We start from the raw sequence: 22971 nt of genomic DNA on the forward strand, positions 1-22971 counted from the left end.
AGCTCCACAACCGGTTGTCAGCCCATGGACCTCCTGAAACTCGTCGCTCTCGATCAGGACGATCTCACCGTCATCTCGATGCATCTCCAGGATGCCGTCGTCCGCGTCGGCGATATCGCCTATCTGCCGAAGGAGCGACGCTTCGCCATCGTCGCCCGCCGTTTCGATTGGGAAGCGGGGTCCGACGTGCAGCCGCAGCGCCGCCTGACGGGGATGCATTTCGAGCACGTCAAGGCCGTCCGCGTTCGCGGCATCGACCGGAACGATAAGGATGCGGTCCTCGACCTCCTCGCCATTTCTTTCGAGGAAGGCGATGCTCCCTCCGGCACGGCGACCTTGATCTTTGCCGAAGGCGGAGCCATTCAGGTCGATGTGGATTGCATCGAGATGCAGATGAAAGATTTAGGACCCGTCTGGGCCGCAGAGAGCCGCCCTTCGCACAATGAGCCCTCGGCGGAGCGCATCTGATGGCGCAAAGGCTCGATGCGCGGGATGCCGCTTTCCCGCAGGCTTTCGCCGAACTTTTGTCCGCGAAGCGTGAGATTTCCGAGGATGTGGATCAGGCCGTCCGCGCGATCATCGACGATGTGATCGCGCGCAGCGACGAAGCGCTGATCGATTACACGCGACGGTTCGACCATTTCGATCTTACCTCCGAGACCTTGCGGATTTCGGATGCGGAGATCGACGCCGCCGAGGCGCAATGCTCCAGGGAGACGCTCGACGCCCTCGCTTTGGCGAAGGAGCGGATCGAGGTCTATCACCGGACCCAGCGCCCGCACGATTCCATGACCACGGACGCCGTCGGCGTCACCCTGGGCTGGCGCTGGACCGCGCTCGAATCCGTCGGCCTCTATGTGCCTGGCGGACGGGCAAGCTATCCCTCTTCCGTGCTGATGAACGCGGTTCCGGCCAAGGTCGCGGGCGTGCCCCGCGTGGCCATGGTGGTGCCGACCCCGCGCGGAGAGACGAATCCGCTCGTTCTTGCCGCTGCCCGCCTCGCGGGCGTGGATGAAATCTTTCGCATCGGCGGTGCGCAGGCGGTGGCCGCGCTCGCTTATGGCACGGCCTCCGTGAAGCCGGTCGCCAAGATCGTCGGGCCGGGCAATGCCTATGTGGCGGCCGCCAAGCGCCGGGTCTTCGGGCAGGTCGGTATCGACATGATCGCCGGTCCCTCCGAAGTGCTCATCCTGGCGGATGGCCATGCCAATCCGGACTGGGTCGCCGCCGATCTGCTGGCGCAGGCCGAGCACGATCCGGTGGCGCAGTCGATCCTGATGACGGACGATGCGGCGCTGGCTGATGCGGTGGAAAAGGCCGTCGAGCGCCAGCTCCGGACCCTGCCGAAGGCGGAAATCGCAGGCGCCAGCTGGCGCGATTATGGCGCCATCATCCTCGTCCAGAGCCTTCACGATGCCGTTCCGCTCGTCGACCGTCTGGCGCCGGAGCATCTTGAGATCGAGACGGAGGACCCGGAGGCGCTTGCCGCCAAGGTCCGCAATGCGGGATCGATCTTCCTCGGCAGCCACACGCCGGAGGCGATCGGCGATTACGTGGGCGGGCCGAACCATGTGCTGCCGACGGCTCGCTCAGCCCGGTTCTCCTCAGGACTCGGGGTGCTTGACTTCATGAAGCGAACCTCGATCCTGAAATGCGACCCGGGCGCCCTGCGCGTGCTCGGGCCCGCCGCCATCGCTCTCGGACGGTCGGAGGGGCTGGAGGGACATGCGCGATCGGTGGCGATCCGCCTGAACCTGTAACGGATCGGAGGAGGAATGACGAGCGAAGCGAACGAGCGATGCCGACTGGTCGCCGTCACGCTCGACGAATCCTCCATCGGCCGAGGCAATCCCGATCAGGAGCATGAGCGGGCCATCGCCATCTACGATATCGTCGAGGCGAACTACTTCACGCTGCCGAATTACGAGGGCGGGCCTTACCTGCTGCATATCGGCCTCGTCGAAAAGAAGTTGTGCTTCGAGGTGCGCGCGCAGGACGGCGCGCCTCTCGTCACGCATCATCTCTCGCTCACGCCGTTCCGGCGGACGATCCGCGATTACGAGTTGATCTGCGACAGTTATTACAAGGCTATCCGTGACGCCTCGGCGGCGCAGATCGAGGCGATCGACATGGGACGGCGCGGCCTGCACAACGAGGCCGCGGAACTTCTGATGAAACGTCTCGAGGGTAAGCTCATCCTGGATTTCGACACCGCGCGGCGCATCTTCACGCTGATCTTCGCGCTGCACTGGAAAGGCTGACGGTGGAGGAGACGCAGCCCAGGCGGCTTCATTCTGTCTTGTTCGTCTGCGCCATGAACGCAGTGCGCTCGCCCATGGCCGAGGCGATCGCGCGGCACTATTTCGGCCGCTCGATCTATGTGCAATCCGCAGGTGTCCGCAAGGGCGAGCCGAGCAGCTTCATGGCCGCGGCGCTCGACGAGATCGGCATCGACGGCACCAGGCACAAGCCGCGCACTCTCGGAGAGCTGGAGGAATGGGAGGGGCTCAATTTCGACCTTATCATCTCCCTCTCGCCGGAGGCCCACCACGCGGCGCTCGAACTGACGCGCACCATCGCGGCCGACGTGGAATACTGGCCGACACCCGATCCGACCATCGTTCAAGGCACGCGCGAGCAGATGCTCGACGCCTATCGCAATGTGCGCGACGGATTGGCCTATCGCATCCGCATGCGGCTCAAGCAGGGATCAGAAGCCAATCGCCCTGATCAGGCTGAGAGTCCCTAGGCCGACGGCGAGCCCGGCCAGCTCCGCCCGGATCAGCGCCATCGTCACGATGCCGGTTGCTATGCTCACGATGGCGGGGATTCCGTTATCGATCGTCATGGGCAGGATCGTCGCCAGAATGATCGAGCCGGGCAGGGCGCGCAGACCCCGCTCCATCCGCGGCGTGATCGCGACGCGGCTCATCACCACCGCGCCCACGATGCGGCACAGAAAGGTTGCCACCGCCATGGCGGCGATGGCAAGCGCGGAGCCCCAGGGGCCCGCGGCGACGGCGGCAAGATCTGTCATTCGAGCAGCATCCCCGCGATGACGCCTGCCAGGGCTCCGGCGATGATGAAGAAATAACCGGGCACCAAAGCATGAACGATCAGCGAGACCAGCCCGGCGACGAGCCAGGGCAGCGCGGGTCTGGCGCCTTTCCACAGGGGCACCAGCATGACGCTGAAGAAGATCGGCATTACCAGATCGAGGCCGAAGCGCCGCGGCTCCGGGACCAGAGCGCCGGCGAAATAGCCGATGAGGGTCGAAACGAGCCAGAGCAGCCAGAGAGTCGTCCCCAGGCCGAGCAGCATTCCGGTATTGCGCCCGCCCTCGTTGTAATAGCGGGTGCCGATGAGCCAGCCGGCTTCGGTGACGAGGAAGAGATTGAGGGCGCTGCGGGCCTTGGGCTCATTCTTCAGCCATGGCTGGAGCGTCGCGCCGAGCAGGATCATGCGCGCGTTCACCACGGCGGTCACCGTCATGATGGTGAGGATCGTCGTGGGCGACCAGACCCTTTGCCAGACCTCGAGCCCGACCATCTGTGACGCGCCCGCATAGACGAAGGCGCTCAGGCCCAAAGCCTCGCCGAGGGACAGGCCCTTCTGCGCCGCAGCCGTGCCGAAGGCCATGGAGAAGACGATAAAGCCCGGAAAGGCTGGCAGGGCGGCGCGAGCGCCCTGGGCAAGACCGGAGAGGGTGAAATGGGGGCGAGGAGCGGACATGAGCATTGCGTATCTGGCAGTGCTCTGTGCCCCTCGTCCTTCCTTACGTCAACCGCATCCTTCGTGGCAGACGGGCTTTCAGGTCTTTGCCCCCTGGCCCGCATTGCGAGCGAGAATCCAGCCGACCACGATCACGAAGAGGGCGCCGATGGCGGCGGCGCCGTAGAGCACGGTCCCGATCGGCTTGAGATCGAGCGGCGGATGTCCCGGATCCGGAACGACGAGCTGCGGGTTTGTGGCAATCCAGCCGAGCACGACCGGATCGGTGACGATCATTTCGGCGGCGATATAGCCGAGCAGCGCCGCGCCCGCCCATACGAAGATGGGGAACCGGGTAATCAGGGTCGTGATCAGCGATGCGCCGACCATGATCAGCGGAATCGACAGGAGAAGACCGAAGATAAACAGTTCCGGGTGGCCCCGCGAGGCGGCGGCGATGGCGACCACGTTGTCGAGGCTCATGACGGCGTCGGCGATGGCAATCGTCCGCACGGCTTTCCAGAGAGAGTCGCTGGCGGCAACCTCATGCCCCCCGTCTTCTTCGCCCTGAATCAGCTTGAGCGCGATCCAGAACAGGAGAAGGCCGCCGATGATGCGCAGATACGGGACACCGAGAAGATAGGAGATGACCAGCGCGAAAATGATTCGAAGGCCTACGGCGACGCTTGCGCCGAGCATGATGCCCAGCTTGCGCTGATGCTTCGGCAGCGAGCGGCAGGCCATGGCGATGACCACCGCATTGTCGCCCGAGAGCAGGATGTCGATCCATATGACCTGAAGCAGGGACAGGAGAAACGTGCTGGAAAGAATATAGTCCATGCGTCAGGCCTTGGAGATCTTTGGGATGAGAGAGTCGAGGATGCGACTGCTTAGGTATATATGAAGCATCCGGTTTCAAAGATCTAATTTAACTAAATTTGCGGCAACATCGTCATGTGACGTCCGACTTGGCCAAAGGTCTTATTTCTATAGGCTTCGGTTTCCCGAAAGGGGCCTTGAAAACTTCGCGGGATTGCTTGATCCCATAAGGCGCTTTAGGCACAACTCGATATGAATAAAAAAGGGGAGCGCGCCAAGGCGCTTCATCGGGAGGCCCAATGTCCATTTCTCATGAACGCCGGCGGGGCAGTCGCGGGCTCATCCGTTCCTCGCAGAATTTTGTCGGCGGGCTGTCCCTGGTGGCGCTTGCGGCTTTGGCGCTCTGGCTGACGCAGGCCCTGCCGCAGGGCTCGCTGCGCGCCATGGGCCCGGCGATGCTGCCGGACTGGCTTGCCATTGGCGTCGGCCTGTGCGGCCTCGCCCTGATCGCAGCCGCCGTCCTGAAGGACGGCGAGGCGCTCGAGCGGTCGAGCCTGCGTGGGCCGGTCGTTGTGGTGCTGGCCATCCTGGCTTTTGCCGTTACCATCCGGCCGTTCAGCATCGGCGCCCTGTCGCTCCCGGGCCTCGGTCTCGTGGTGGCGGGGCCATTGGGGATTCTCATCAGCGGCTATGCCACGCCGGAGGTCCGCTTCCGGCCGCTCCTCGTCCTGGCGCTCAGCCTGACGCCGTTCTGCATGGTGCTGTTCGGCGATCTGCTGAACCTGCCGATCCCGCTCTTCCACCAGAGCCTGGCCAGCCTGTTTCCCGACGGCTGGTCGCAGAAGCAAATCCTGCGGCTCACCGCCGCCCTCATGGCCATGGCGGCCCTGGCGGTCGCTCTCACCGGGCGGGGCCGCAGGACCAGCCGCATCGACGTGGCCATCGGAACGGAGCAGGGCTGATGAGCGATCTCTTTGCCAATCTCAGCCTCGGTTTCGGGGTCGCGCTGTCCCTGCAGAACCTCGGCCTGGCCTTTCTCGGCTGTCTCGTCGGCACCCTTATCGGCGTGCTGCCCGGGGTTGGGCCGATCGCCACCATCGCCATGCTGCTGCCGATCACCTTCGGGCTAGATCCGGTCGGCGCGCTGATCATGCTGGCGGGCATCTATTACGGCGCCCAGTACGGCGGCTCGACCACGGCGATCCTGGTCAACATTCCGGGCGAGGCGACCTCCGTCGTCACCACCCTCGACGGCCACCAGATGGCGCGCCAGGGCCGCGCAGGCGTTGCGCTCGGCATTTCCGCCATCGGCTCGTTCTTCGCCGGCACGGTGGCGACCCTGGTGATCGCGGCGCTGGGTGCACCGCTGACCAAGCTGGCGCTGATTTTCGGCCCGGCGGAGTATTTCTCGCTCATGGTCATGGGCTTGGTCTTCGCGGTCGTTTTGGCGCGGGGCTCGATCCTCAAGGCGGTCGCCATGATCCTGGTGGGCGTGCTGCTGTCGACCGTCGGCACCGATCTCGAGACCGGCGAGGAGCGCATGACCTTCGGTCTGGCGTTCCTCTCCGACGGTATCGACTTCGCCGTGCTGGCGATGGGGATCTTCGGCGTGGCCGAGATCCTGCGCAATCTCGACCAGACCGAGACCCGCGACGTGGTGCGCCAGGCCATTGGCCGGCTGCTGCCGAACCGGGATGATCTCCGGCAATCCACGCCTTCGATCCTGCGCGGCACCGTCATCGGCGCGATCCTCGGCATTCTGCCGGGTAACGGCGCGGTGCTGGGGCCGTTTGCTTCCTACACGCTGGAGAAGAAGATCGCCAAAGATCCGAGCCGTTTCGGCCGCGGCGCCATCGAGGGTGTGGCGGGGCCGGAATCGGCCAACAATGCCGGCGCGCAGACCTCGTTCATCCCGCTTCTGACGCTGGGCATTCCGCCGAATGCGGTGATGGCGCTGATGGTCGGGGCGATGACCATCCACGGCATCGTGCCCGGACCGCAGGTGATGACCAAAAACCCGAACCTGTTCTGGGGCATGATCGCCTCGATGTGGATCGGCAACCTGATGCTGCTGATCATCAACCTGCCGATGATCGGCATGTGGGTGCGGCTGCTCAAGGTGCCGTACCACCTGATGTTCCCTGCGATCCTGATGTTCTGTTGCATCGGCATCTATTCGATCAACTCGCTGCCGAGCGACGTGATGTTCATCGGCCTGTTCGGGCTTGTCGGCTACCTGTTGATCAAGTGCGGCTTCGAACCGGCGCCGATGCTGCTCGGCTTCGTCCTCGGCAAGCTGTTGGAGGAGAATCTCCGGCGTGCGCTCATCCTCTCACGAGGCTCGATGGAAACATTCATCGATCGGCCGATCAGCGCGGGCCTGCTCGTGGTGGCGCTGGTTCTGCTGGTGCTCGCGCTGCTGCCTTCTATCCGTAAGGGGAGGGACGAGGTCTTCACCGAGTAGCTTGCCGCCACGGCCTGCTGTTTCACACTTTGTAAGGCGATAAATTTCCAGGGAGGAAACCATGACAAAGATCGCAATCGCCCTTGCCGCAACCCTCGGGATTGCCGCGACCGGCGCCCAGGCGCAAGGAAGCTATCCTCAGCGTCCGATCACGATGATCGTGCCTTTCGCGGCCGGCGGCCCCACCGACGTCATCGCCCGCATCGTCGGCGATCACATGTCCCGTACCCTTGGCCAGCAGATCGTGGTCGAGAACGTGGCCGGCGCCGGTGGAACCACGGGCATCACCCGCGGCGCGCAGGCTCAAGCGGACGGCTACACCATCATGATGGGCCATATGGGCACCCACGGCGCCGCGCCCGCCCTCTATCCCAACCTGAAATACGATCCGGCGAAGGATTTCGCGCCCATCGGCCTGGCCGCCGGCACGCCGATCCTGATCGTTGCCAAGAAGGATTTTCCGGCCAACGACCTGAAGGGCTTCCTGGATTACATGAAGGCCAATGGCGACAAGGTGAACATGGCGCATGCGGGCGTGGGATCGGTATCCCATTCCACGGGCATCTTCTTCAACTCCGTCATCAAGGCGAAGCCGACCATGGTCGCCTATCGCGGCACCGGCCCGGCCCTCAACGACCTGATGGGCAACACGGTCGATTACATGACCGACCAGATCGTCAATGTTGCGCCACAAATCCAGGGCGGCAACATCAAGGCTTTCGCCATCGCCACGGCCGAGCGCTCTCCAGCGCTGCCGAACGTGCCGACCACCAAGGAGGCTGGTCTCGACGGATATGAAGTCAGCGCCTGGAACGCGGTCTTCGCACCCAAGGGCACACCCCCGGAAATCGTGGCCAAGCTCAATGACGCCCTCGCGAAGTCGCTGGACGACGAGAACACCAGGAAGCGCCTCCTCGATCTTGGCGGCGTGATTCCGTCGAAGGCCGAGCGCACTCCCGAGGCTCTCCAGAAACTCGTGGAATCGGAAGTGGCCCGCTGGACCCCGGTCCTCAAAGCCGCCGGCGCTACGGCCGAATAAGCGTCCAATTCATTCTGCGCCTTGAAAACGGCGGGCTTCACGGCCCGCCGTTTGATTTTGGCGCAGAGACGTCAAAGAAGCCTTGAAATTGATCGCTCGGGCGATTACACCCTGCCGCGTGTGCAGCCGTAGCTCAGTTGGTTAGAGCACCAGATTGTGGATCTGGGGGTCCCCCGTTCGAGCCGGGGCGGCTGTACCACTTAAAAATCAATAGCTTAGACCTCGCAGGTTCGAGGGAGTGCTTACCAGAAACAGCTTGTGGTAAGCATGTGGTAAGCAGGAAGTGGTGCTTTCCCGAGTCTGGTAATCTGGTTGTGTCTAAGCAGAAGTTTGATGCCGCGTTCAAGTCGGCCCTCTGGGAAGTTCATGGCAAACGTTGCATTCACTGCCGTGAGCCCAAATTCTTCAAAGAAATAGAAGTAGATCATCTGGTGCCAGAGCGTTTGCTGGATCATCCAGATGAATTTGCACAAGTGCGCCTTGCCTACGGCCTTCCAAACGATTTTGACATCAAAGGCCGTGAGAATCTCGCTCCCTCATGCGATGGGTGCAATGAAACCAAGAGGGCAGGTATTCTGCCTCCGGGCATCCTTGGAATTATGCTCACCAACATTAAGGATGCCCTACCTAAACTGGAGGCCAAGCTCTCCGAAAAACGACAGGAAAAGGACCTCGATGACATCCTAAGGATGATTATGGTGTCTCTGGATAAGCAAAAATTCAGCCGGGAGCAGTTCCAAAATGGTCTCAAGGCCGCGAACCTTATGCACCTCCAGCGATCGGAATTCTCTGACCGAACTGTCTTGCGCGCAATTGTCGAGAATGGGGAAGCTTCGACTATCGTATTCACACGGCATGCCATGGAGAGGATGCGAGAGCGAGGTATCTCCAGCCATGATGTCATCCAATCCTTGAGGCATCCTACCTTTGCTGGCTATGAAGAGCGGATACTCGCCGGGCAGTCGCGCACTGTTTACAGGATCCAGGCTCGCGATGGCCTTGAGATCGTTTTCGCCAACGTAGAGGGCAGAACGGTGGTACTCAGTTGCCTTTGGCAGGATAGAGCTACTCAAAAGTCCTCTTAGTTCGGATAGTGATCGTTATTGGATCAGCCTTTGCTGCAGGGCCTCGGCTCCTGAGTAAGAGCAGCACAGGCGTCCAAATCCATTTTGAAAATCTCTCTTTTGTTGCTCGCTGGCATCGCCATGGGGCCCCAAAGTGGGTGGGGGGTGCGCAACAAAAAATTGCAACGATGTTTGTGGTTTGGGGCGCTTGGGCGACAGCTTATTCCTCACTAATCGAAGGGTGAGAGCCAAAGGTTCAGTTTGGGTATTCTCCCCTCTGCGCCAAATTCGGACTGGTTCAAAAAGGACAGCGCCGCTCAAGCCAAACTAATGTCTCCATTCTATGTGGCCTGAACTGTTCGGTTCCAATAGAGCCTGCCCTTGTGGAACGTTCCACAAGGGAAACTGTGCCGTTCCAATAAAATACTGTTTGACTTTCGGAACGGAACACTGTGGTATGTCTAAGATGCTATTGGAACGATCGAGGCGAAAATGCTTATTGGGTACGCTCGGACCTCAACCTTGGAACAAGAAGCCGGTCTAGAGGCTCAGCTCCGCGATCTCCGAGCTCTCGGCTGCGAGAAGCTCTTCCACGAGCGGACATCGTCCGTTGGTCCACGGCCAGTCCTTGAGCACGCCTTGGATTTCGCCCGAGAGGGCGATGTACTGGTAGTCACGAAACTGGATCGTCTCGCCCGTAGCGTTCCGCACATGTGGGAGATCATGCAGACGCTTCAGGCCAAGGGAGTTGCGGTTCGCATCATCAACATGGGCATCGACTCCAGCACTCCGACCGGCAAGCTGATGCTGAACGTTCTTGGCGGGGTAGCGCAGTTCGAGCGCGAGATGATGCTTGAACGCCAGCGCGAAGGCATTGCGAAGGCTAAAGGTGCTGGCAAATACAAGGGTAGGAAACCTACCGCACGAGCAAAGGCAAGCGAGATCAAAGCTCTAAAACAGCAGGGTCTCTCTATGGGAGAGATTGCCGTGCGTCTTGGAGTTGGCAAAGGCTCTGTCCATCGTGTCCTGAACTCACAGTAACCCTGGTGTCCCCAACTGGTGGGCCTTTTCTCTTGCTCATAAGAATGTAAGAACAAGAGCGGGTGGGGAGGCCATAATGCGTCTTAGTTGGAATGAGATCCGGGCACGAGCAGCACGCTTTGCGGATGAGTGGAGTGAAGCCTGTTACGAGAAAGGCGAAACTCAAAGTTTCTACAATGATTTTTTTGATGTCTTTGGGGTTAAGCGCCGACGGGTTGCAAGCTTTGAGCAGCCGGTAAAGCTACTTGGCAAAAAAAGGGGGTTCATCGACCTATTTTGGAAAGGTGTACTCCTTGTCGAGCAAAAAAGTGCTGGCCGAGATCTGAAGCCCGCTAAGGTTCAGGCGTTAGAATACTTTCCTGGTCTAAAAGAGAGTGAGCTTCCTCGTTACATTCTTCTCAGTGACTTTCAGAATTTTGAGCTGTACGACTTAGACGAAGATACCGAAGTTTGTTTCACACTGGCTGAACTCCCGAAGTACGTTGAAGCCTTCGGCTTTATCCTTGGCGTCCAAAAGAGGACTTTCAGGGACCAGGATCCAGTCAACATCGAAGCATCGGAGTTGATGGGAAAACTCCACGATGCGCTAAAGGCGTCCGGCTACGTCGGCCATGACCTAGAACGGTTTCTGGTACGTCTGTTGTTCTGCCTCTTCGCTGATGACACCGGCATTTTCGAGCCTCGCGACATCTTCGAGACATTAATTCGCGATCGTACCAACGAGGATGGAAGCGATGTAGGGCCTTGGCTCAGCAATCTTTTCGAGGTGCTTAACACACCTGAAGATAAGCGGCAGAAAAAGCTAGACGAAGACCTAAAACAGTTTCCTTACGTTAATGGTGATCTCTTCGCCGAACGCCTGCCTATTCCAGCTTTCGACTCTGAAATGCGGAAACGGCTCATAGAGGCTTGCGAGTTTTCATGGGACGCGATCTCACCGGCCATCTTCGGTTCATTATTCCAGTCCGTCATGAACGCGAAAGAGCGGCGCGCCTCTGGCGCACATTACACGACAGAACGGAACATCCTAAAGGTCGTAGAGCCTCTATTCCTTGATAATTTGTGGGCTGAGTTCAATAGACTCAAAGCTCGCCGTGACAACGGCCGCTCCAATGCACTCCGAGCCTTCCAGGCGAGGCTTGGTGGACTCAAATTCTTTGATCCTGCGTGCGGATGCGGCAACTTCTTGATTATTGCCTACCGTGAACTTCGATCGCTCGAACTCGCGGTACTAAAGGAGCTGAATCCCAAGGGGCAGCGGACACTTCTTGATGTAGCAACTCTCTCAAAAATTGACGTCAACCAGTTTTACGGGATCGAGATCGGCGAATTCCCGGCGCGTATTGCTGAAGTGGCATTGTGGATGATGGACCACATCATGAACAATCACCTTTCACTGGAGTTCGGCGAAAGCTACGCACGCATTCCGCTTAAGGCGTCTCCCCACATCCACCACGGCGACGCCCTAGAGACAGATTGGACGGCCGTGCTTCCGCCGTCAGAATGTTCGTATGTCTTCGGTAATCCACCATTTGTCGGTGCGAAGTACCAGACCGAGCAGCAGCGGGCACAAGTCCGCCAAATCGCCCAGCTTGGTGGGTCCGGCGGAACGCTCGATTACGTATCTGCATGGTTCCTAAAAGCAGGTGCCTATGTCCAAGGTGGTCAGGCATCAATCGGCTTTGTGGCCACTAACTCTATAACGCAAGGCGAGCAGGTGGCTCAACTTTGGCCACAGCTGTTTGATCGTTATGGCCTTGAGATTGCTTTCGCGCATCGAACGTTTGCCTGGGGGTCGGATGCGCGAGGCGTTGCACACGTGCATGTTGTGATCATTGGCTTGGTCCAACGTGCCCAGGAGCCGCAAGCTAAGCGGCTCTTCAGCTATGACAACATCAATAGTGATCCTGTCGAAAGCCAGCACGGAGCGCTCACAGCATACCTATTTGATGCAAGTCAGGTAGCAAATCGCCATCTTGTGGTCGAAGAGCGCGCTCGGCCACTCTGCGATGTGCCCAGGCTCGTGACAGGGACGCAGCCAATCGATGATGGTAACTACATTTTCAATGAGGAGGAGCGGCGCGCATTTCTGGCAGTCGAGCCAGGCGCTGCACGGTTACTTCGCCCTTTCCCTGGAGGGGTGGAGTACATCAACGGCATCAAGAGATGGATCTTGTGCCTGAAGGATGTGTCACCGAAAGACCTGCGCAATCTACCCCACGTCGTTGAGCGTATGCGCAAAGTGAAGGCATTTAGGGCTAAGAGTCAGCGAAAGAGTACACTAGCCATCGCAGATTATCCCGAACGTTACAATGTGGAGCTGATTCCGCAAAGCTCATTTCTTGCAATCCCAGAGGTTAGCTCAGAGCGGCGTGAGTACATTCCGATCGGTTGGCTAAAACCTCCAGCAATTCCGAGCAACAAACTGAGAGTTATTGTGAACGGAGACCTCTGGCTGTTTGGAGTGCTCACATCGCGGATGCACATGGCGTGGACGCGGTACGTTGGTGGAAGACTTAAAAGTGACTTCCAATACTCAGTCGGCGTAAATTACAACGCATTCCCTTGGCCAGAAGCTACGGAAGCTCAGCGCGAGAAGATCCGCAAATTGGCGAAGGCTGTTTTAGATGCACGCGCTAGTTTTGCTGGCGCTACACTTGCCGACCTCTACGATGCAGACGTAATGCGTTCTGAACTGCGCAAGGCGCATCGGGCGTTGGATGTTGCCGTCGATAAACTCTATCGATCCGCAGCATTTAGTAGTGACCGCGAGCGGGTGGAGCATCTCTTTGGCTTGTATGAAGAGTTGGTTTCGCCGCTGACGTCCAGTGTAAAGCCAACTAAGAAGCGCCGAGTGGCATGACTGAAATACACCCATCACAGCGTCAAGCGCTTAAGCAAAAACTGGCCTCGATGGGACTTGGAAATGCAATCCATCTTATTGAGCAAACGCAATTGCTTGGCGATGCTTGCGATCTTGAAGGATGTGTTCTGATTGAGCACCCTGACGGTACACTTCGCCGGATTAATGGACCGCAATTAGCGCAGCTTGCAGAGATCTTGCCGTACTTAAAGGACTGGCGCTTGGATCGTTAAAAGATGGGCTTTGGCTGTCTCGCCTAGTCGCAGGCGTAGCCCACAATGCGTCATTGCTAGTTTTTGGGGACACCAATACTGCGTCTATTCAACAGTCAAGGTTCTTCAGGCATAAAGCGGTGATCATTGGGGGCAAGCGCTTGAAGAAGACACCCTTAGAAAGGGCGGCGGAGTTCGCCCAGGCTTGTGTGGCAAAAACACCTGTAGTTATCCTAGGCAGTGGTGCGTCCGCTGCTCACGGGATTCCGGGAATGGGGCCGCTGGCGAAAAAATTGATGTCGGCTGCCCCGCCGCCAGCCATGACTGCTGAAGAGGCCTCACAATGGGATGCGTTCCTAACAGAGCTTACCTACACAGACCTCGAAAGCGCACTAACAAGAGTCCAATTCACGGAGCGGCAAACGCACCGTGTAGTAGAAGTCACAAGGGATTTTCTCCTTCCCTATGACCTCGAAGTCTTCAATAATGTCCTCTCGGATCGGCGGTGCCTGCCACTTGCGCGCTTATACAGGCATCTCTTTAAGAGCACGCATAAGACGATCGACGTGGTCACACCTAACTACGATCGAATCGCTGAGTATGCTGCGGACGTCGCGGAAGTTAGCCATCATGTCGGCTTCTCCTATGGGTACATGAATAAGCGCGCAAAAGATCCAAACACACGTGTTTATCACGGCGGGCAGCCTTCCAGGACGGTTTGCGTTTGGAAGGTGCATGGATCATTTGACTGGTTCAGAGATGCTGACGAAGTCGTCCTAGGTCTGCCAACTTGTCGTGAGACGCCCGTCGGGTTCACTCCGATGATGATTACGCCGGGCGTAGAGAAGTACCGACTGGCATACGATGAGCCCTTCAGGACAATTATGCGGTGCAGTGATGCTGCAATGGAGCGTGCACGTGCGTTCTTGTGCATTGGCTTTGGTTTCAATGATCAACACTTACAAACAAAGCTTATAGAGCGATGTGAAGCAGATTTGCTTCCCATAGTTGTGATCACGATGGAGCTAACGAAGCAAGCCAAAGCTGTTCTGTTCGGTGGTCGCTGTAGGCAGTTCCTTGCTCTTGAACGCTCAGCCTCCGGTACACGTATGTACATGAAGGATGAACCAGACGGAGTTGAGCTAATCGGCCAAGACATTTGGCAACTTGGGTCTTTCCTGAACATGGCGATTGGGGCTGAAGCATGAGTATCCTGAATTTCGAGGACGCAGAGGCCCTTGGCCATGTACTATCGGTCGACACGGCCACGGTTATCGTTAAGGTCGCCGATGTGGAAGCGCTGCGGTCATTACAAGTCAATCGGCTTGTGGCTCTCCAAAGCAGCCTGGCCGGACAGCACTTGATTGGCATTATCCAAAAAATTACCCGGACAGCGGTTGAAGAGCGAACTGAGGCGGCCGACGTCGAAGGGGCCGGAGGTGACCAGGCTCATCCTGAAGTGAATCTTGTGCGCATCACACTTATCGGCACGCTTATTGATCTAGCTGGTGCGAAGCCCAACGTATTCCGTCGTACGCTTGAGACAGTGCCCGAGATTGAGGCGAACTGCTTTGCTCTAGAGGGAGAGAGACTTACAAAGTTTATGCAAGTGATTTCAGCGGTCAGTGGTGACGGTCACCGTTTGTCATTGGGGCGGTACACGTTAGACGAGAAAGCTGAAGCCTTCTTAAATGGAAACAAGTTCTTCCAAAGACATGCAATTGTAGTTGGAAGCACCGGCTCTGGTAAGTCATGGACCACAGCTCGGATCCTCGAACAAGTGGCAGGTTTAGATAACGCCAATGCAATCGTGTTTGATGTGCATGGCGAATACCGCTCACTCGATGGTGCTGGTTTCCAGCATCTGAAAGTGGCAGGCCCGGCTGACATTGAGGCAGCCAGGACGATTGCTGATGGTGTGCTGCATCTGCCCTATTGGCTGATGGGTTACGAGTCTCTGATCTCGATGTTCGTGGATCGCAGTGACCAAAATGCGCCGAACCAATCAATGATCATGTCTCGCGCAATCACTCAAGCAAAGAGAAACTTTTTAGAGAGCGGCGGACACAGCGAGGTTCTTGCTAACTTCACGATTGACAGCCCTGTGCCATTCTCGATCGATGAACTCTTGGCGGAGTTGAATCGCCTGAACGAAGAAATGGTACCAGGAGCACGTGGCGAAAAGCAGGGCGACTTCCATGGTAAGCTCAGCCGTCTGATACAGAGGCTCGACAGCAAGCGGACAGACCGTCGACTTGGGTTCCTCTTTCCAGCCTCTAGCGAGGTGATGGCATACGGTTGGCTCGACAAGTTAGTCAGCACTCTGCTCGCTGGGAAGGCGGCGCTGGGAGGTAAAGGAGGAGTCAAAATTATTGACTTCTCTGAGGTGCCCTCTGACATCTTGCCGCTAATCGTTAGTATGGTAGCGAGACTGACTTTCTCGGTCCAGCAATGGGTAAGTATCGATCATCGCCACCCAATAGCTCTGTTTTGCGACGAAGCCCATCTCTACTTACCAGAGCGCGTTGAGTCTAGCGCTGCAGAAAATTCAATCTCTGTATTCGAGCGTATCGCTAAAGAGGGGCGCAAGTATGGTGTCGGGCTGGTTGTTATCAGCCAAAGACCGGCAGAGGTTAACCGTACAGTGGTCAGTCAATGCAATAATGTCATTACAATGCGATTGACCAACGGGGAGGACCAGGCAGTCGTTAGGCGTCTCCTTCCCGACAGTTTAGGCGGTTTCGGCGACCTACTCCCGATCCTAGATACAGGCGAAGCGCTCGTCGTTGGCGATGCCATCCTGCTCCCGACACGTATTCGAGTTATGCCGCCGGTTAATGAGCCTAGGAGCGGAACCATCGACTTTTGGGACAAGTGGGCAGACGCCAGCAATGAAGGGCAACTCAAGAGTGCTGTTGAAAGCTGGAGGCGGCAAACGATGGCATCTCCAAAGGCAGCGTGAGATAAGATCTCCAGTGGTGAGATCTAATCTCGGTCACTGGAGATCGTAAGCGCTTAAGAGAGCTTATCTACAGAAGTAGAACAGTATCGGTAGGCACCGTGAGCTTGATACGCCTGCCGGAAGTCTCGTCGCGGAGTGTCAGGACGGTGAAAGGCTCCGACTCAGGCTTGAGCTTCCCGTCTCTTGCTGCCCGCATCGCCGCCCATGTGGCCTGCCTTTCGGCAAGAGCCTTAGCAAAGGCCTGTCGCACATCCATGATTGCCTGGCACAGGCGCTCAATTTCAGTCTGCGGTTCGCGCGGGTTCTTCGACCATGCTGAAACGATGTCATAGGCTGCCGATAGGCAAAGGTCTCGTGAGCCGCGATGCCCCCAGTTAAGGCCTCGCTTCTCAGCCAGGCTCTTCGCGATTTGCTCGTTGAGATCCTTCTCTTTGACTTCCTGCTCGTATCTGTTCATGCGGCCACACCTGCCTGTGCTTTGAGCTTCGCGGCCAAGTCTTTGTCGAGGTTTTCGATGCGCATTTGATTGGTCAGGTTGCGCGTAGCCTTGCCCCAAGGGTTGCCCTTGGTAGCAATCTCGGCGGCCTGCTGTTTCCGGCCGTCGGTAGAACTCCGGGCCGCCACTTCAGCCATCATCTTGTCCGTGAACGTCATGCTCTGATGGCCGGAGGATGCCGCTTGCATGGTTTGCTTGATGTCCGGCTTCTGTGCCGGTGCATCCTTGAAGAGTTCGGGCCGCTGGCTCTGAATCTCGCCAAGTAACTCGGCAAATGTCATAGATTCACCGGCAGCACTCTTGCGGACACTGCCATAAGCGTCGACGACGCTAACGCCATCATTTGTGCGGCGGATGGAGTGCTCTACAATAGAAGAGAGTACCGCTTGATCGTCTGGATCGCCGTTTGACTTGGATAGGACCAAGGCAAGGATTTGCTCGATTGTTGGTGCTGACATGGTTACTTTCCTTCTGTTGGTTTGCTCTTAGCCAGCTCTTTGAGGATGGCGCGACGGAGCCAGCTTGCCCGGCTTATGAGTTCTCGATCTGCAAGCCGGTCGATTTCTCGAATGAGGGCAATGGGAAGGCCCAGGCCAACAACCTGTGTAGGTTCTGTCCTCATGAGGTTTGCTTTCGTGGCAATTGATAGGATGGGCCAAGGAGGGGCAGGCCATCGGCGGCGAGCTGCTTTAGGATTGCGGTTCGCACATACTGCGATGGATGAAGGCCTTGATGAGCCGATGCTTCAGCCACCCGCTTTTTCGTGCCGTGCGGCATTCGAGCAATGATGCTCTCGACAAGGAATTGCATGGTGTTCTCTGCGATGGACGCGAAGGGGCGTTCCGGCACCCGTCGCAGGGTGCAGGCTGTGATGGTCTGGCGATGTTGGAAGGCTTGAGTTCAGGCATCAAAAAAGCCGCCATGAAGGCAGCTTTATTTGTGGATACACCACTTTCAGTATGCCGTTTGTATAGCACGAAACCGACGAAATTGTCCAGAGTACAGTATAGCATACGGCGCATGGCCGTCATGTGCACAAAGCATAAACGTTTGAAGGGTAGCGGGTGCGTCTCGCGCGCCCGCGTTCTCTCTAGAGATTCTTCTGGTGGTTCTACTGATAGGTTAGGCGGCACGACGTGCCGGTGGTTTTTGGAACGACGTGCCGCTGGCTGCGGAATGACGTGCCGGTGGCTTCCATGCTCCATCGGCATGAGGTGCCGGTGGGTGCAGATCGGATCTTCGTTGAACTGCAGAAGGACGGTTGTAGAACCGTCTGACTGGCTCTTGGCTGGGGTAGTAGCTGGCCGCCCATCGAAGGGCATCAGGTGGCGAGATTTGCTGCCCTGTTGCGCCTGGATGTTGGCCGATGTTCTCGGTCAGATTGCGACGCGCTTTGTGCGCTCCTGCTTCTTCCGCTCCGTCTCCCGTCTGGTTGCCTCGATGCACCATGCCTCCCACGCAGCGAGCCAATCAGCATTCCGAGTGTCCTTGCTCCTGTGATGCGCTACGAAGGCAGCGTGAGTCGTCTCCAGCATGCTCCGATTCAATCCGGCCTTTGCTGCGATGTCGGCTTTTTCTTTGTCGAGGGTCCAATTATCAGGGAGTGACGTGAACGTGGCGCGCTTGGTCCTCCCAGGGGAGGATTTCTCTGTTTCGCCGGAGAAAGAGAGTTTCTTTCTAGTGTTAGAAGGATTCTGGTGTTTGTGGGAGGTATCCTTCCCTTCTGTGATGGGAAGTCCACTTCCCTTCGGGTGAGAAGTATAATTCCCATCATTGCCACCGGACCTCTGCCCCTCCGTTATCTTGACCTTATTCAGACGGTAGTTGCTGCTCCGGCCGGTCTTGGTGATCGTGATCCACCCAAACTCTTTGAGATTTGCGATAGCCGGAACGATGCTGCGCCGATCCAAGCCCAGGCCTTTGCCCAGAGTTTCAAGCGACGGATTGCACTGGCCGGTCGTGGCGTTGTGGTGATGGAGCGCTAGTTTAGTGACGACTGCCTTCGCTGTCGTAGTCAGCGATTTGTCAGCGTAAACATCTTTCAGCCACTCCACCTTGTCGAACAAGCCAGGATGAGAGTCGCCGCGTCGGATCTCTGAGGTGTTTACTGGGTCGGCGCTGTAGTCTTGAAATTCAGAGGTATAGTTGTTAGATGTATCGAGCATTCGTTATGTGTCCTATTTGCCCAAGGCGCGACGATTTCTTAGCCCCAGTCCTTCGCTGCATGATGGGCAGGGGCTTTTCTTTTGGGGCTAGTGTCTTCAGACGAGCTGAATCCTGTTTTCGTCTGCGGCGACCTCTGCCTTTATTTAAATGACAAATCCAGGGTGGCTGAAACCCTTGCTGTGCAAGGGAATCCCTGCTGCCAAGTGCATCAAAGGAAATTAATTCATTTCCTTTTTCAGCGACGAAAGCAGGCGTGTCACAGGCCTCTAAGCCAATGCCGCCGTTGATGCTGTCAGCCTGCCGGTACTCAGCTCGCGTAGCTGGTTCGTGTTTCCAGCCAGTCGATTAGATCTCCGACTCTCCATCCCAATTTCCGCGCGCCCAACTTGAGCGGGGTAGGGGCCTTGCTCTCGCGGTACAGGCGGCGCCAGTGGGGCACGGAGATGCTACAGAAGCGCGCCGCTTGTGCGGTGTCGAGGACGCGATGGCGAGCCAAGTCAGCAGGTAAAGATTCGATTGCAGACATTTATGAGTTTCCTGGTCATGCTGATCACAGTTGATCCGGCATGATCAGCAACTCATGATCATCCATGAAGGTTCGCATCTATGGTGGTCGCCGCACCTGCCCCTCTAGATGATAAGTCTTTGATCAAAAACGCATTCTTTTGTTTGAAAGAATTTGGCTGACAAGGCTGTCTCTTCAGCATCTAGGTAGTTTCTAGAGCGATCTAGGGGCCCCCTTAAGGGTCCCTAGCTGTCTCAACTGCGCACTAGTGATTATGAGATAGCATGGTCTGGAGATGCGATGCCCAATCCTTGAGCGCGTCCCGCTTTTCGACTGCATAACTGGCCCTGTTATAGATGCCAGCAACACCAGCCTTGTGGCCCGAAACGTGATTGATCACAGCTTCAATGACGTGAGGTAGGATGCCCAAGTCAGCCATGCGGGTTGCAGCGGTGCGGCGAAGGTCGTGGAGACGCCAGGGCCTAACCTGTGTGCCTGCTTTCGCGATCCGATTATCCAATCGCGTCTTCGATTTGCTCCAGCCGCTGAAGCCGCCTTCCCCTTCTCCAAAGACAAGCTCGCGGCCCTCCCGGCGGGGTACGCTCCGCAGGATTTCGACGGCCAAGGGCGATAAGGGCACTTCATGAGTTAGGCCGTTCTTGGTTCTCTCTCGCGGGATGGTCCAAAGGGCTTTATCGAGGTCTAGCTCCGACCACCTCATGTCGCCTACTTCATCGCGGCGCTGACCCGTCAGGATAAGAAGGCGAACGATACGCCCGTGATCATCCTCCCGGCATGCCTTCCAGATGGCAGCAAGCTCATTATCGATGATGATGTGATCGCGAGAAACTTCGTCCGCCAGTTTAACGGCTCCAATCACAGGGTTCTCTTCCGTGATTCCGGCCTTCATCGCCCAAGTAAAGAGGCCCGACAGGGCCGACCTTGCCCGATTGGATGCGGTTGGCCCGCTACCTTCTGCGATTTCCTCAAGCCGGGTGGCGATGAGGGCGCGGGTGATCTTGTGGAGAGGCAGAGCATGAAGCGGAGCCCAATGCTTGTTCAAATGGCGCTCGACTTCCTCATAGCTTCGCGGTTTGAGCCGGTCCTTGGCGTTTTTGAGATACCGCTCGGACACTATCTCCAAGGTAAAGGCTGCACGTGCCTTCTCTTCCGCCTTGGCGGCATGGGGGTCGCCGCCGAGTTGGACATGAGCAAGCTTACCCTTTGCCGTTTTGCGAGCATCGTCCAGGGTGACCGTACCGACGCGCCCAAGGGTCTCTCGCTTCGACTTGCCGGAGGCTCGGTACTGCACCACCCAGACCTTGTTCGTTGGGTTTACCCGGACGCCAAAGCCCGGAAGGTCATCATCCCAAACGATGTTGTACGGCTTGCCTTTTGGGATCTTGAGGGCAGCAACGGATTGGCGAGTTAAGCGCATTCAGGTCTCTTCTGGTAAGCGACTGGTAAGCAAAAAGGCGCTTACCAGTGGTCTCTCATGATCACAATAAACTGAGAGTACCAGATCTAAACGGCTGTAAACAGTCACCTTTTGATAGCTTGAGATAGCTTCTGATCACATAGGACACCAGATTGTGGATCTGGGGGTCCCCCGTTCGAGCCGGGGCGGCTGTACCATTTAAATCAAGGGTTTGAGTATTATATGCTTGGGCCCTGCTTTCCAGACGGTCGCCGCATTGGGAAGCAGAATAACGGACGTGCCCCTCAACCTTAGCCTCAAAATTGCTATGCCACGTTCCTCTCAAGAGGGGGCGCATGGTTGGGATGGGTCGCTCACAGGCAGGTTGACTGAAAGTCCTGCCCACACTCAATCGAAACCATCCTGACGATATCGCCTGGAAGGCCGGGCTGAATCCGCTCGTGTCGCCGATGGACCGCTCTGAAAGTGTCGCGGGAGACACCGCAGAGCAAAAGAACGTGATCGACGGCGGGAAGGCTCTTTTATCGCACCTGCCGGTCAGGAACGACCTCTGGTCGCCGCTCCTTATCTCCATCGGAGGGATTATGCGGAGTTTTCCTATGTGTCACGTTATATTCACCACCTTAGCGGCCACGGCAATCGGAGCAGCATCCGTCCTCGCTGGTGCAGTCACTCCCGCCAAGGCACAAGCCCTGTCACCAAGCGAGATGTCGGTTCTGCTCCAGACGGCAGGCTACACGGCTGGCTACGCACGCCAAGATACATATTCCTATCATAGAGCTGTTCCGCACCGGCGTGTAGTCCACCGCAGGGCCGTGCCCTACGAGCCGGGCGTGACAGGGGCCATTGGAGGGCCCGGCGTCCCTTATTACGAGCCGGGTGTGACCGGTGCGATCGGCGTGGCGCCGGCTCTTACCGCCGACCCTAATTTCCAATGGCCTGCCTGTCTTCAGGGGCCGCCCGTGTGTACTGCCGCCGGTTACCCTAATCTTCGCTGGTTCCGCGAGACCCAGGGCGTCGGCTATTGAGCCTCGAACCGTCGCCGCACTTGGTTCTGACGTATCCGTCAGCTAATGCTTCCCGCCGCTGAAGAGCGGCGGGACTTGGATTCCTGCAGCCGCCTTGAAATGATGTCTGCTTGTTGCATCGTCACCCACGGATCTAACGCCGGTGGCGAAGCAATGGTCCTGTGCCGGTCCTGATCTCCACGGGCTGCGCAGATCGTAAGCTATCAAGTTTGAGTGGGGTCGAATTTAAGGTTTCTGCGCGTATCGGCGCACCTACTTGCAGGTCACGTCGCGCATCCAACATCTCTGGCCACGAATGAGGCCAGAGATGAACACGAGCGACCTTCTGACCATATGGCATCCTCGGATGCGCGCCGTTCTGCGCATCATGGTAGGGCTTCTCTTCCTGGAGCATGGCACCCAGAAACTGCTGGGCTTCCCGCCTGCGCCTAATCCCGGTCCCGCTCTGCTTTCGTTGCTCGGTGTTCAAGGGATCATTGAATTGGTCGGCGGGGCATTGCTCGTCCTCGGCTTCCTCACGCGGCCGGTGGCGTTAGTTCTGGCTGGCGATATGGCTGTGGCCTATTGGATGGTGCATGCGCCGCGAAGTTTCTTCCCAGTTTTGAACGGTGGCGATGCGGCCATCCTGTACTGCTTCGTGTTTCTCTATCTGGCGGTTGCCGGGCCAGGCGCATGGAGCCTTGATACGACCATGAGAGACAGAGGCTTCGGCAGGGTATGATAGGAATGCTGGCTCGTCGGCTATTGTGCCGTGCCCTCGTTGAGAAAATATTTTCCTGATCGCTTGTGAACAATTTGAGTCCCGGATGACGGATCTGGGTTTCCGTTCAAGCCGAGGCGGCTCTCCCATGCCATGTGGCGTCATCGGCTCTGCGCTTGAACCTCTGCTTTACCTGAGACTCAAATCAAAAAGCTTGGCCGCTAAATCACCGCATTTGAGATCCAGTATTACAGTTTCAAAATCCGTTTTCGAAACTTCTTTTTTGTCCCAATATGATTCAGTCCGACGAGACCAAAAGTGACGATGCGGTCGCCTGCAAACTGCGCCTGCTTCATGAAAGCCGTGTGCTTCACGCTCAAATCAAGGGTTTGAATGCACTCCTCCAACTCCAGAAGTGGCAGGTCGCAGCACTTGAGGACAGGCTTCATGCCCAGACGCCGGG

Annotated in this window: 23 protein-coding genes and 1 tRNA gene; 16 read left to right on the forward strand and 8 right to left on the reverse strand. The window is 57.6% G+C overall.

Annotated elements, in window-relative coordinates:
• Positions 1 to 24 precede the first annotated feature (24 nt).
• From AB4Y97_RS13155 to AB4Y97_RS13170, 4 genes are read left to right on the forward strand one after another with little or no spacing between them, the layout of a single operon-like run.
• Entirely contained in the window at positions 25 to 468 is a 444-nt protein-coding gene (locus AB4Y97_RS13155; RefSeq protein WP_441999495.1) for a DUF2948 family protein, read from the forward strand.
• Positions 468 to 1760: a histidinol dehydrogenase gene (gene hisD, locus AB4Y97_RS13160; protein WP_441999496.1), complete on the forward strand. Its 1293-nt coding sequence runs from the start codon at positions 468 to 470 to the stop codon at positions 1758 to 1760. The genes AB4Y97_RS13155 and hisD overlap by 1 nt, the downstream gene beginning before the upstream one ends.
• A gap of 15 nt (positions 1761 to 1775) precedes the next feature.
• Positions 1776 to 2261 carry a UPF0262 family protein gene (locus AB4Y97_RS13165; protein ID WP_441999497.1) on the forward strand — a complete coding sequence of 162 codons (486 nt, stop codon included), beginning with the start codon at positions 1776 to 1778 and terminating at the stop codon, positions 2259 to 2261.
• Positions 2249 to 2749 (forward strand): arsenate-mycothiol transferase ArsC, encoded by a 501-nt coding sequence (locus AB4Y97_RS13170; protein WP_441999597.1) that lies wholly within the window; start codon positions 2249 to 2251, stop codon positions 2747 to 2749. Before AB4Y97_RS13165 ends, AB4Y97_RS13170 begins: the two co-directional genes overlap by 13 nt.
• Here AB4Y97_RS13170 and AB4Y97_RS13175 read toward each other — a convergent pair.
• The 3 genes from AB4Y97_RS13175 to AB4Y97_RS13185 form a co-directional block, all read right to left on the reverse strand.
• The gene (locus tag AB4Y97_RS13175) at positions 2711 to 3037 is read right to left on the reverse strand and encodes an AzlD family protein (protein ID WP_441999498.1); all 327 of its coding nucleotides are present in this window, start codon (positions 3035 to 3037) and stop codon (positions 2711 to 2713) included. The two genes, AB4Y97_RS13170 and AB4Y97_RS13175, sit on opposite strands and share 39 nt — an antisense overlap.
• Complete coding sequence (locus AB4Y97_RS13180; protein ID WP_441999499.1) at positions 3034 to 3732, reverse strand: AzlC family ABC transporter permease; 699 nt, start codon at positions 3730 to 3732, stop codon at positions 3034 to 3036. The genes AB4Y97_RS13175 and AB4Y97_RS13180 overlap by 4 nt, the downstream gene beginning before the upstream one ends.
• Positions 3733 to 3810: 78 nt before the next feature.
• Positions 3811 to 4551 (reverse strand): TerC family protein, encoded by a 741-nt coding sequence (locus AB4Y97_RS13185; RefSeq protein WP_441999500.1) that lies wholly within the window; start codon positions 4549 to 4551, stop codon positions 3811 to 3813.
• Positions 4552 to 4829: 278 nt separating this feature from the next.
• Between AB4Y97_RS13185 and AB4Y97_RS13190 the strand changes: the two genes are divergently transcribed.
• The 10 genes from AB4Y97_RS13190 (at position 4830) to AB4Y97_RS13235 (ending at position 16175) form a co-directional block, all read left to right on the forward strand.
• Positions 4830 to 5492: a tripartite tricarboxylate transporter TctB family protein gene (locus tag AB4Y97_RS13190; protein ID WP_441999501.1), complete on the forward strand. Its 663-nt coding sequence runs from the start codon at positions 4830 to 4832 to the stop codon at positions 5490 to 5492.
• A complete protein-coding gene (locus tag AB4Y97_RS13195; RefSeq protein WP_441999502.1) occupies positions 5492 to 6994 on the forward strand; it encodes a tripartite tricarboxylate transporter permease in 1503 nt (500 codons plus the stop codon). Before AB4Y97_RS13190 ends, AB4Y97_RS13195 begins: the two co-directional genes overlap by 1 nt.
• Before the next feature lie 61 nt (positions 6995 to 7055).
• Positions 7056 to 8033, forward strand: a complete 978-nt coding sequence (locus tag AB4Y97_RS13200) for a tripartite tricarboxylate transporter substrate-binding protein (RefSeq protein WP_441999503.1) — start codon at positions 7056 to 7058, stop codon at positions 8031 to 8033.
• A 122-nt stretch (positions 8034 to 8155) separates the two neighbouring features.
• Positions 8156 to 8232 (forward strand) — tRNA-His (locus tag AB4Y97_RS13205).
• Positions 8233 to 8347: 115 nt separating this feature from the next.
• Positions 8348 to 9118 carry a DUF4258 domain-containing protein gene (locus AB4Y97_RS13210; RefSeq protein WP_441999504.1) on the forward strand — a complete coding sequence of 257 codons (771 nt, stop codon included), beginning with the start codon at positions 8348 to 8350 and terminating at the stop codon, positions 9116 to 9118.
• Between the two features lie 471 nt (positions 9119 to 9589).
• Complete coding sequence (locus AB4Y97_RS13215; protein ID WP_441999505.1) at positions 9590 to 10138, forward strand: recombinase family protein; 549 nt, start codon at positions 9590 to 9592, stop codon at positions 10136 to 10138.
• Between the two features lie 76 nt (positions 10139 to 10214).
• On the forward strand, positions 10215 to 13001 hold the full coding sequence (locus AB4Y97_RS13220; protein ID WP_441999506.1) for a class I SAM-dependent DNA methyltransferase: 2787 nt from the start codon (positions 10215 to 10217) through the stop codon (positions 12999 to 13001).
• On the forward strand, positions 12998 to 13234 hold the full coding sequence (locus tag AB4Y97_RS13225) for a hypothetical protein (RefSeq protein ID WP_441999507.1): 237 nt from the start codon (positions 12998 to 13000) through the stop codon (positions 13232 to 13234). Before AB4Y97_RS13220 ends, AB4Y97_RS13225 begins: the two co-directional genes overlap by 4 nt.
• 140 nt (positions 13235 to 13374) lie before the next feature.
• On the forward strand, positions 13375 to 14421 hold the full coding sequence (locus tag AB4Y97_RS13230; protein WP_441999508.1) for an SIR2 family protein: 1047 nt from the start codon (positions 13375 to 13377) through the stop codon (positions 14419 to 14421).
• Positions 14418 to 16175 (forward strand): ATP-binding protein, encoded by a 1758-nt coding sequence (locus AB4Y97_RS13235; RefSeq protein ID WP_441999509.1) that lies wholly within the window; start codon positions 14418 to 14420, stop codon positions 16173 to 16175. The genes AB4Y97_RS13230 and AB4Y97_RS13235 overlap by 4 nt, the downstream gene beginning before the upstream one ends.
• 67 nt (positions 16176 to 16242) lie before the next feature.
• Here the strand turns inward: AB4Y97_RS13235 and AB4Y97_RS13240 are convergent, their stop codons facing one another.
• From AB4Y97_RS13240 to AB4Y97_RS13255, 4 genes are all read right to left on the reverse strand, one after another.
• A complete protein-coding gene (locus AB4Y97_RS13240) occupies positions 16243 to 16632 on the reverse strand; it encodes a hypothetical protein (RefSeq protein WP_441999510.1) in 390 nt (129 codons plus the stop codon).
• On the reverse strand, positions 16629 to 17129 hold the full coding sequence (locus AB4Y97_RS13245; RefSeq protein WP_441999511.1) for a hypothetical protein: 501 nt from the start codon (positions 17127 to 17129) through the stop codon (positions 16629 to 16631). Before AB4Y97_RS13245 ends, AB4Y97_RS13240 begins: the two co-directional genes overlap by 4 nt.
• A gap of 918 nt (positions 17130 to 18047) precedes the next feature.
• Positions 18048 to 18836, reverse strand: a complete 789-nt coding sequence (locus AB4Y97_RS13250) for a helix-turn-helix domain-containing protein (protein WP_441999512.1) — start codon at positions 18834 to 18836, stop codon at positions 18048 to 18050.
• A 771-nt stretch (positions 18837 to 19607) separates the two neighbouring features.
• Positions 19608 to 20780, reverse strand: coding sequence for a tyrosine-type recombinase/integrase (locus AB4Y97_RS13255; protein WP_441999513.1), 1173 nt, complete (start codon positions 20778 to 20780; stop codon positions 19608 to 19610).
• 599 nt (positions 20781 to 21379) lie between these two features.
• Here AB4Y97_RS13255 and AB4Y97_RS13260 point away from each other — a divergent pair.
• Together AB4Y97_RS13260 and AB4Y97_RS13265 are read left to right on the forward strand one after the other, a co-directional pair.
• Positions 21380 to 21808: a hypothetical protein gene (locus AB4Y97_RS13260; protein ID WP_441999514.1), complete on the forward strand. Its 429-nt coding sequence runs from the start codon at positions 21380 to 21382 to the stop codon at positions 21806 to 21808.
• 307 nt (positions 21809 to 22115) lie between these two features.
• A complete protein-coding gene (locus AB4Y97_RS13265; RefSeq protein WP_441999515.1) occupies positions 22116 to 22529 on the forward strand; it encodes a DoxX family protein in 414 nt (137 codons plus the stop codon).
• Positions 22530 to 22756: 227 nt separating this feature from the next.
• Here AB4Y97_RS13265 and AB4Y97_RS13270 read toward each other — a convergent pair whose 3' ends face one another.
• The gene (locus AB4Y97_RS13270) at positions 22757 to 22957 is read right to left on the reverse strand and encodes a hypothetical protein (protein WP_441999516.1); all 201 of its coding nucleotides are present in this window, start codon (positions 22955 to 22957) and stop codon (positions 22757 to 22759) included.
• Between the last annotated feature and the right edge of the window lie 14 nt (positions 22958 to 22971).

The organism is Microvirga sp. 2TAF3, from assembly GCF_052114965.1.
Taxonomy (GTDB): Bacteria; Pseudomonadota; Alphaproteobacteria; order Rhizobiales; family Beijerinckiaceae; genus Microvirga.

Excerpts from the sequence above, each read along its gene's own strand:
- AB4Y97_RS13235 (WP_441999509.1), top strand. The coding sequence starts at position 14,418 with ATGAGTATCCTGAATTTCGAGGACGCAGAGGCCCTTGGCCATGTACTA.
- AB4Y97_RS13220 (WP_441999506.1), top strand. The coding sequence starts at position 10,215 with ATGCGTCTTAGTTGGAATGAGATCCGGGCACGAGCAGCACGCTTTGCG.
- hisD (WP_441999496.1), top strand. The coding sequence starts at position 468 with ATGGCGCAAAGGCTCGATGCGCGGGATGCCGCTTTCCCGCAGGCTTTC.
- AB4Y97_RS13225 (WP_441999507.1), top strand. The coding sequence starts at position 12,998 with ATGACTGAAATACACCCATCACAGCGTCAAGCGCTTAAGCAAAAACTG.
- AB4Y97_RS13260 (WP_441999514.1), top strand. The coding sequence starts at position 21,380 with ATGTGTCACGTTATATTCACCACCTTAGCGGCCACGGCAATCGGAGCA.
- AB4Y97_RS13195 (WP_441999502.1), top strand. The coding sequence starts at position 5,492 with ATGAGCGATCTCTTTGCCAATCTCAGCCTCGGTTTCGGGGTCGCGCTG.
- AB4Y97_RS13175 (WP_441999498.1), bottom strand. The coding sequence starts at position 3,037 with ATGACAGATCTTGCCGCCGTCGCCGCGGGCCCCTGGGGCTCCGCGCTT.
- AB4Y97_RS13190 (WP_441999501.1), top strand. The coding sequence starts at position 4,830 with ATGTCCATTTCTCATGAACGCCGGCGGGGCAGTCGCGGGCTCATCCGT.
- AB4Y97_RS13185 (WP_441999500.1), bottom strand. The coding sequence starts at position 4,551 with ATGGACTATATTCTTTCCAGCACGTTTCTCCTGTCCCTGCTTCAGGTC.
- AB4Y97_RS13165 (WP_441999497.1), top strand. The coding sequence starts at position 1,776 with ATGACGAGCGAAGCGAACGAGCGATGCCGACTGGTCGCCGTCACGCTC.
- AB4Y97_RS13250 (WP_441999512.1), bottom strand. The coding sequence starts at position 18,836 with ATGCTCGATACATCTAACAACTATACCTCTGAATTTCAAGACTACAGC.
- AB4Y97_RS13245 (WP_441999511.1), bottom strand. The coding sequence starts at position 17,129 with ATGTCAGCACCAACAATCGAGCAAATCCTTGCCTTGGTCCTATCCAAG.
- AB4Y97_RS13255 (WP_441999513.1), bottom strand. The coding sequence starts at position 20,780 with ATGCGCTTAACTCGCCAATCCGTTGCTGCCCTCAAGATCCCAAAAGGC.
- AB4Y97_RS13240 (WP_441999510.1), bottom strand. The coding sequence starts at position 16,632 with ATGAACAGATACGAGCAGGAAGTCAAAGAGAAGGATCTCAACGAGCAA.
- AB4Y97_RS13215 (WP_441999505.1), top strand. The coding sequence starts at position 9,590 with ATGCTTATTGGGTACGCTCGGACCTCAACCTTGGAACAAGAAGCCGGT.
- AB4Y97_RS13155 (WP_441999495.1), top strand. The coding sequence starts at position 25 with ATGGACCTCCTGAAACTCGTCGCTCTCGATCAGGACGATCTCACCGTC.
- AB4Y97_RS13265 (WP_441999515.1), top strand. The coding sequence starts at position 22,116 with ATGAACACGAGCGACCTTCTGACCATATGGCATCCTCGGATGCGCGCC.
- AB4Y97_RS13200 (WP_441999503.1), top strand. The coding sequence starts at position 7,056 with ATGACAAAGATCGCAATCGCCCTTGCCGCAACCCTCGGGATTGCCGCG.
- AB4Y97_RS13180 (WP_441999499.1), bottom strand. The coding sequence starts at position 3,732 with ATGTCCGCTCCTCGCCCCCATTTCACCCTCTCCGGTCTTGCCCAGGGC.
- AB4Y97_RS13270 (WP_441999516.1), bottom strand. The coding sequence starts at position 22,957 with ATGAAGCCTGTCCTCAAGTGCTGCGACCTGCCACTTCTGGAGTTGGAG.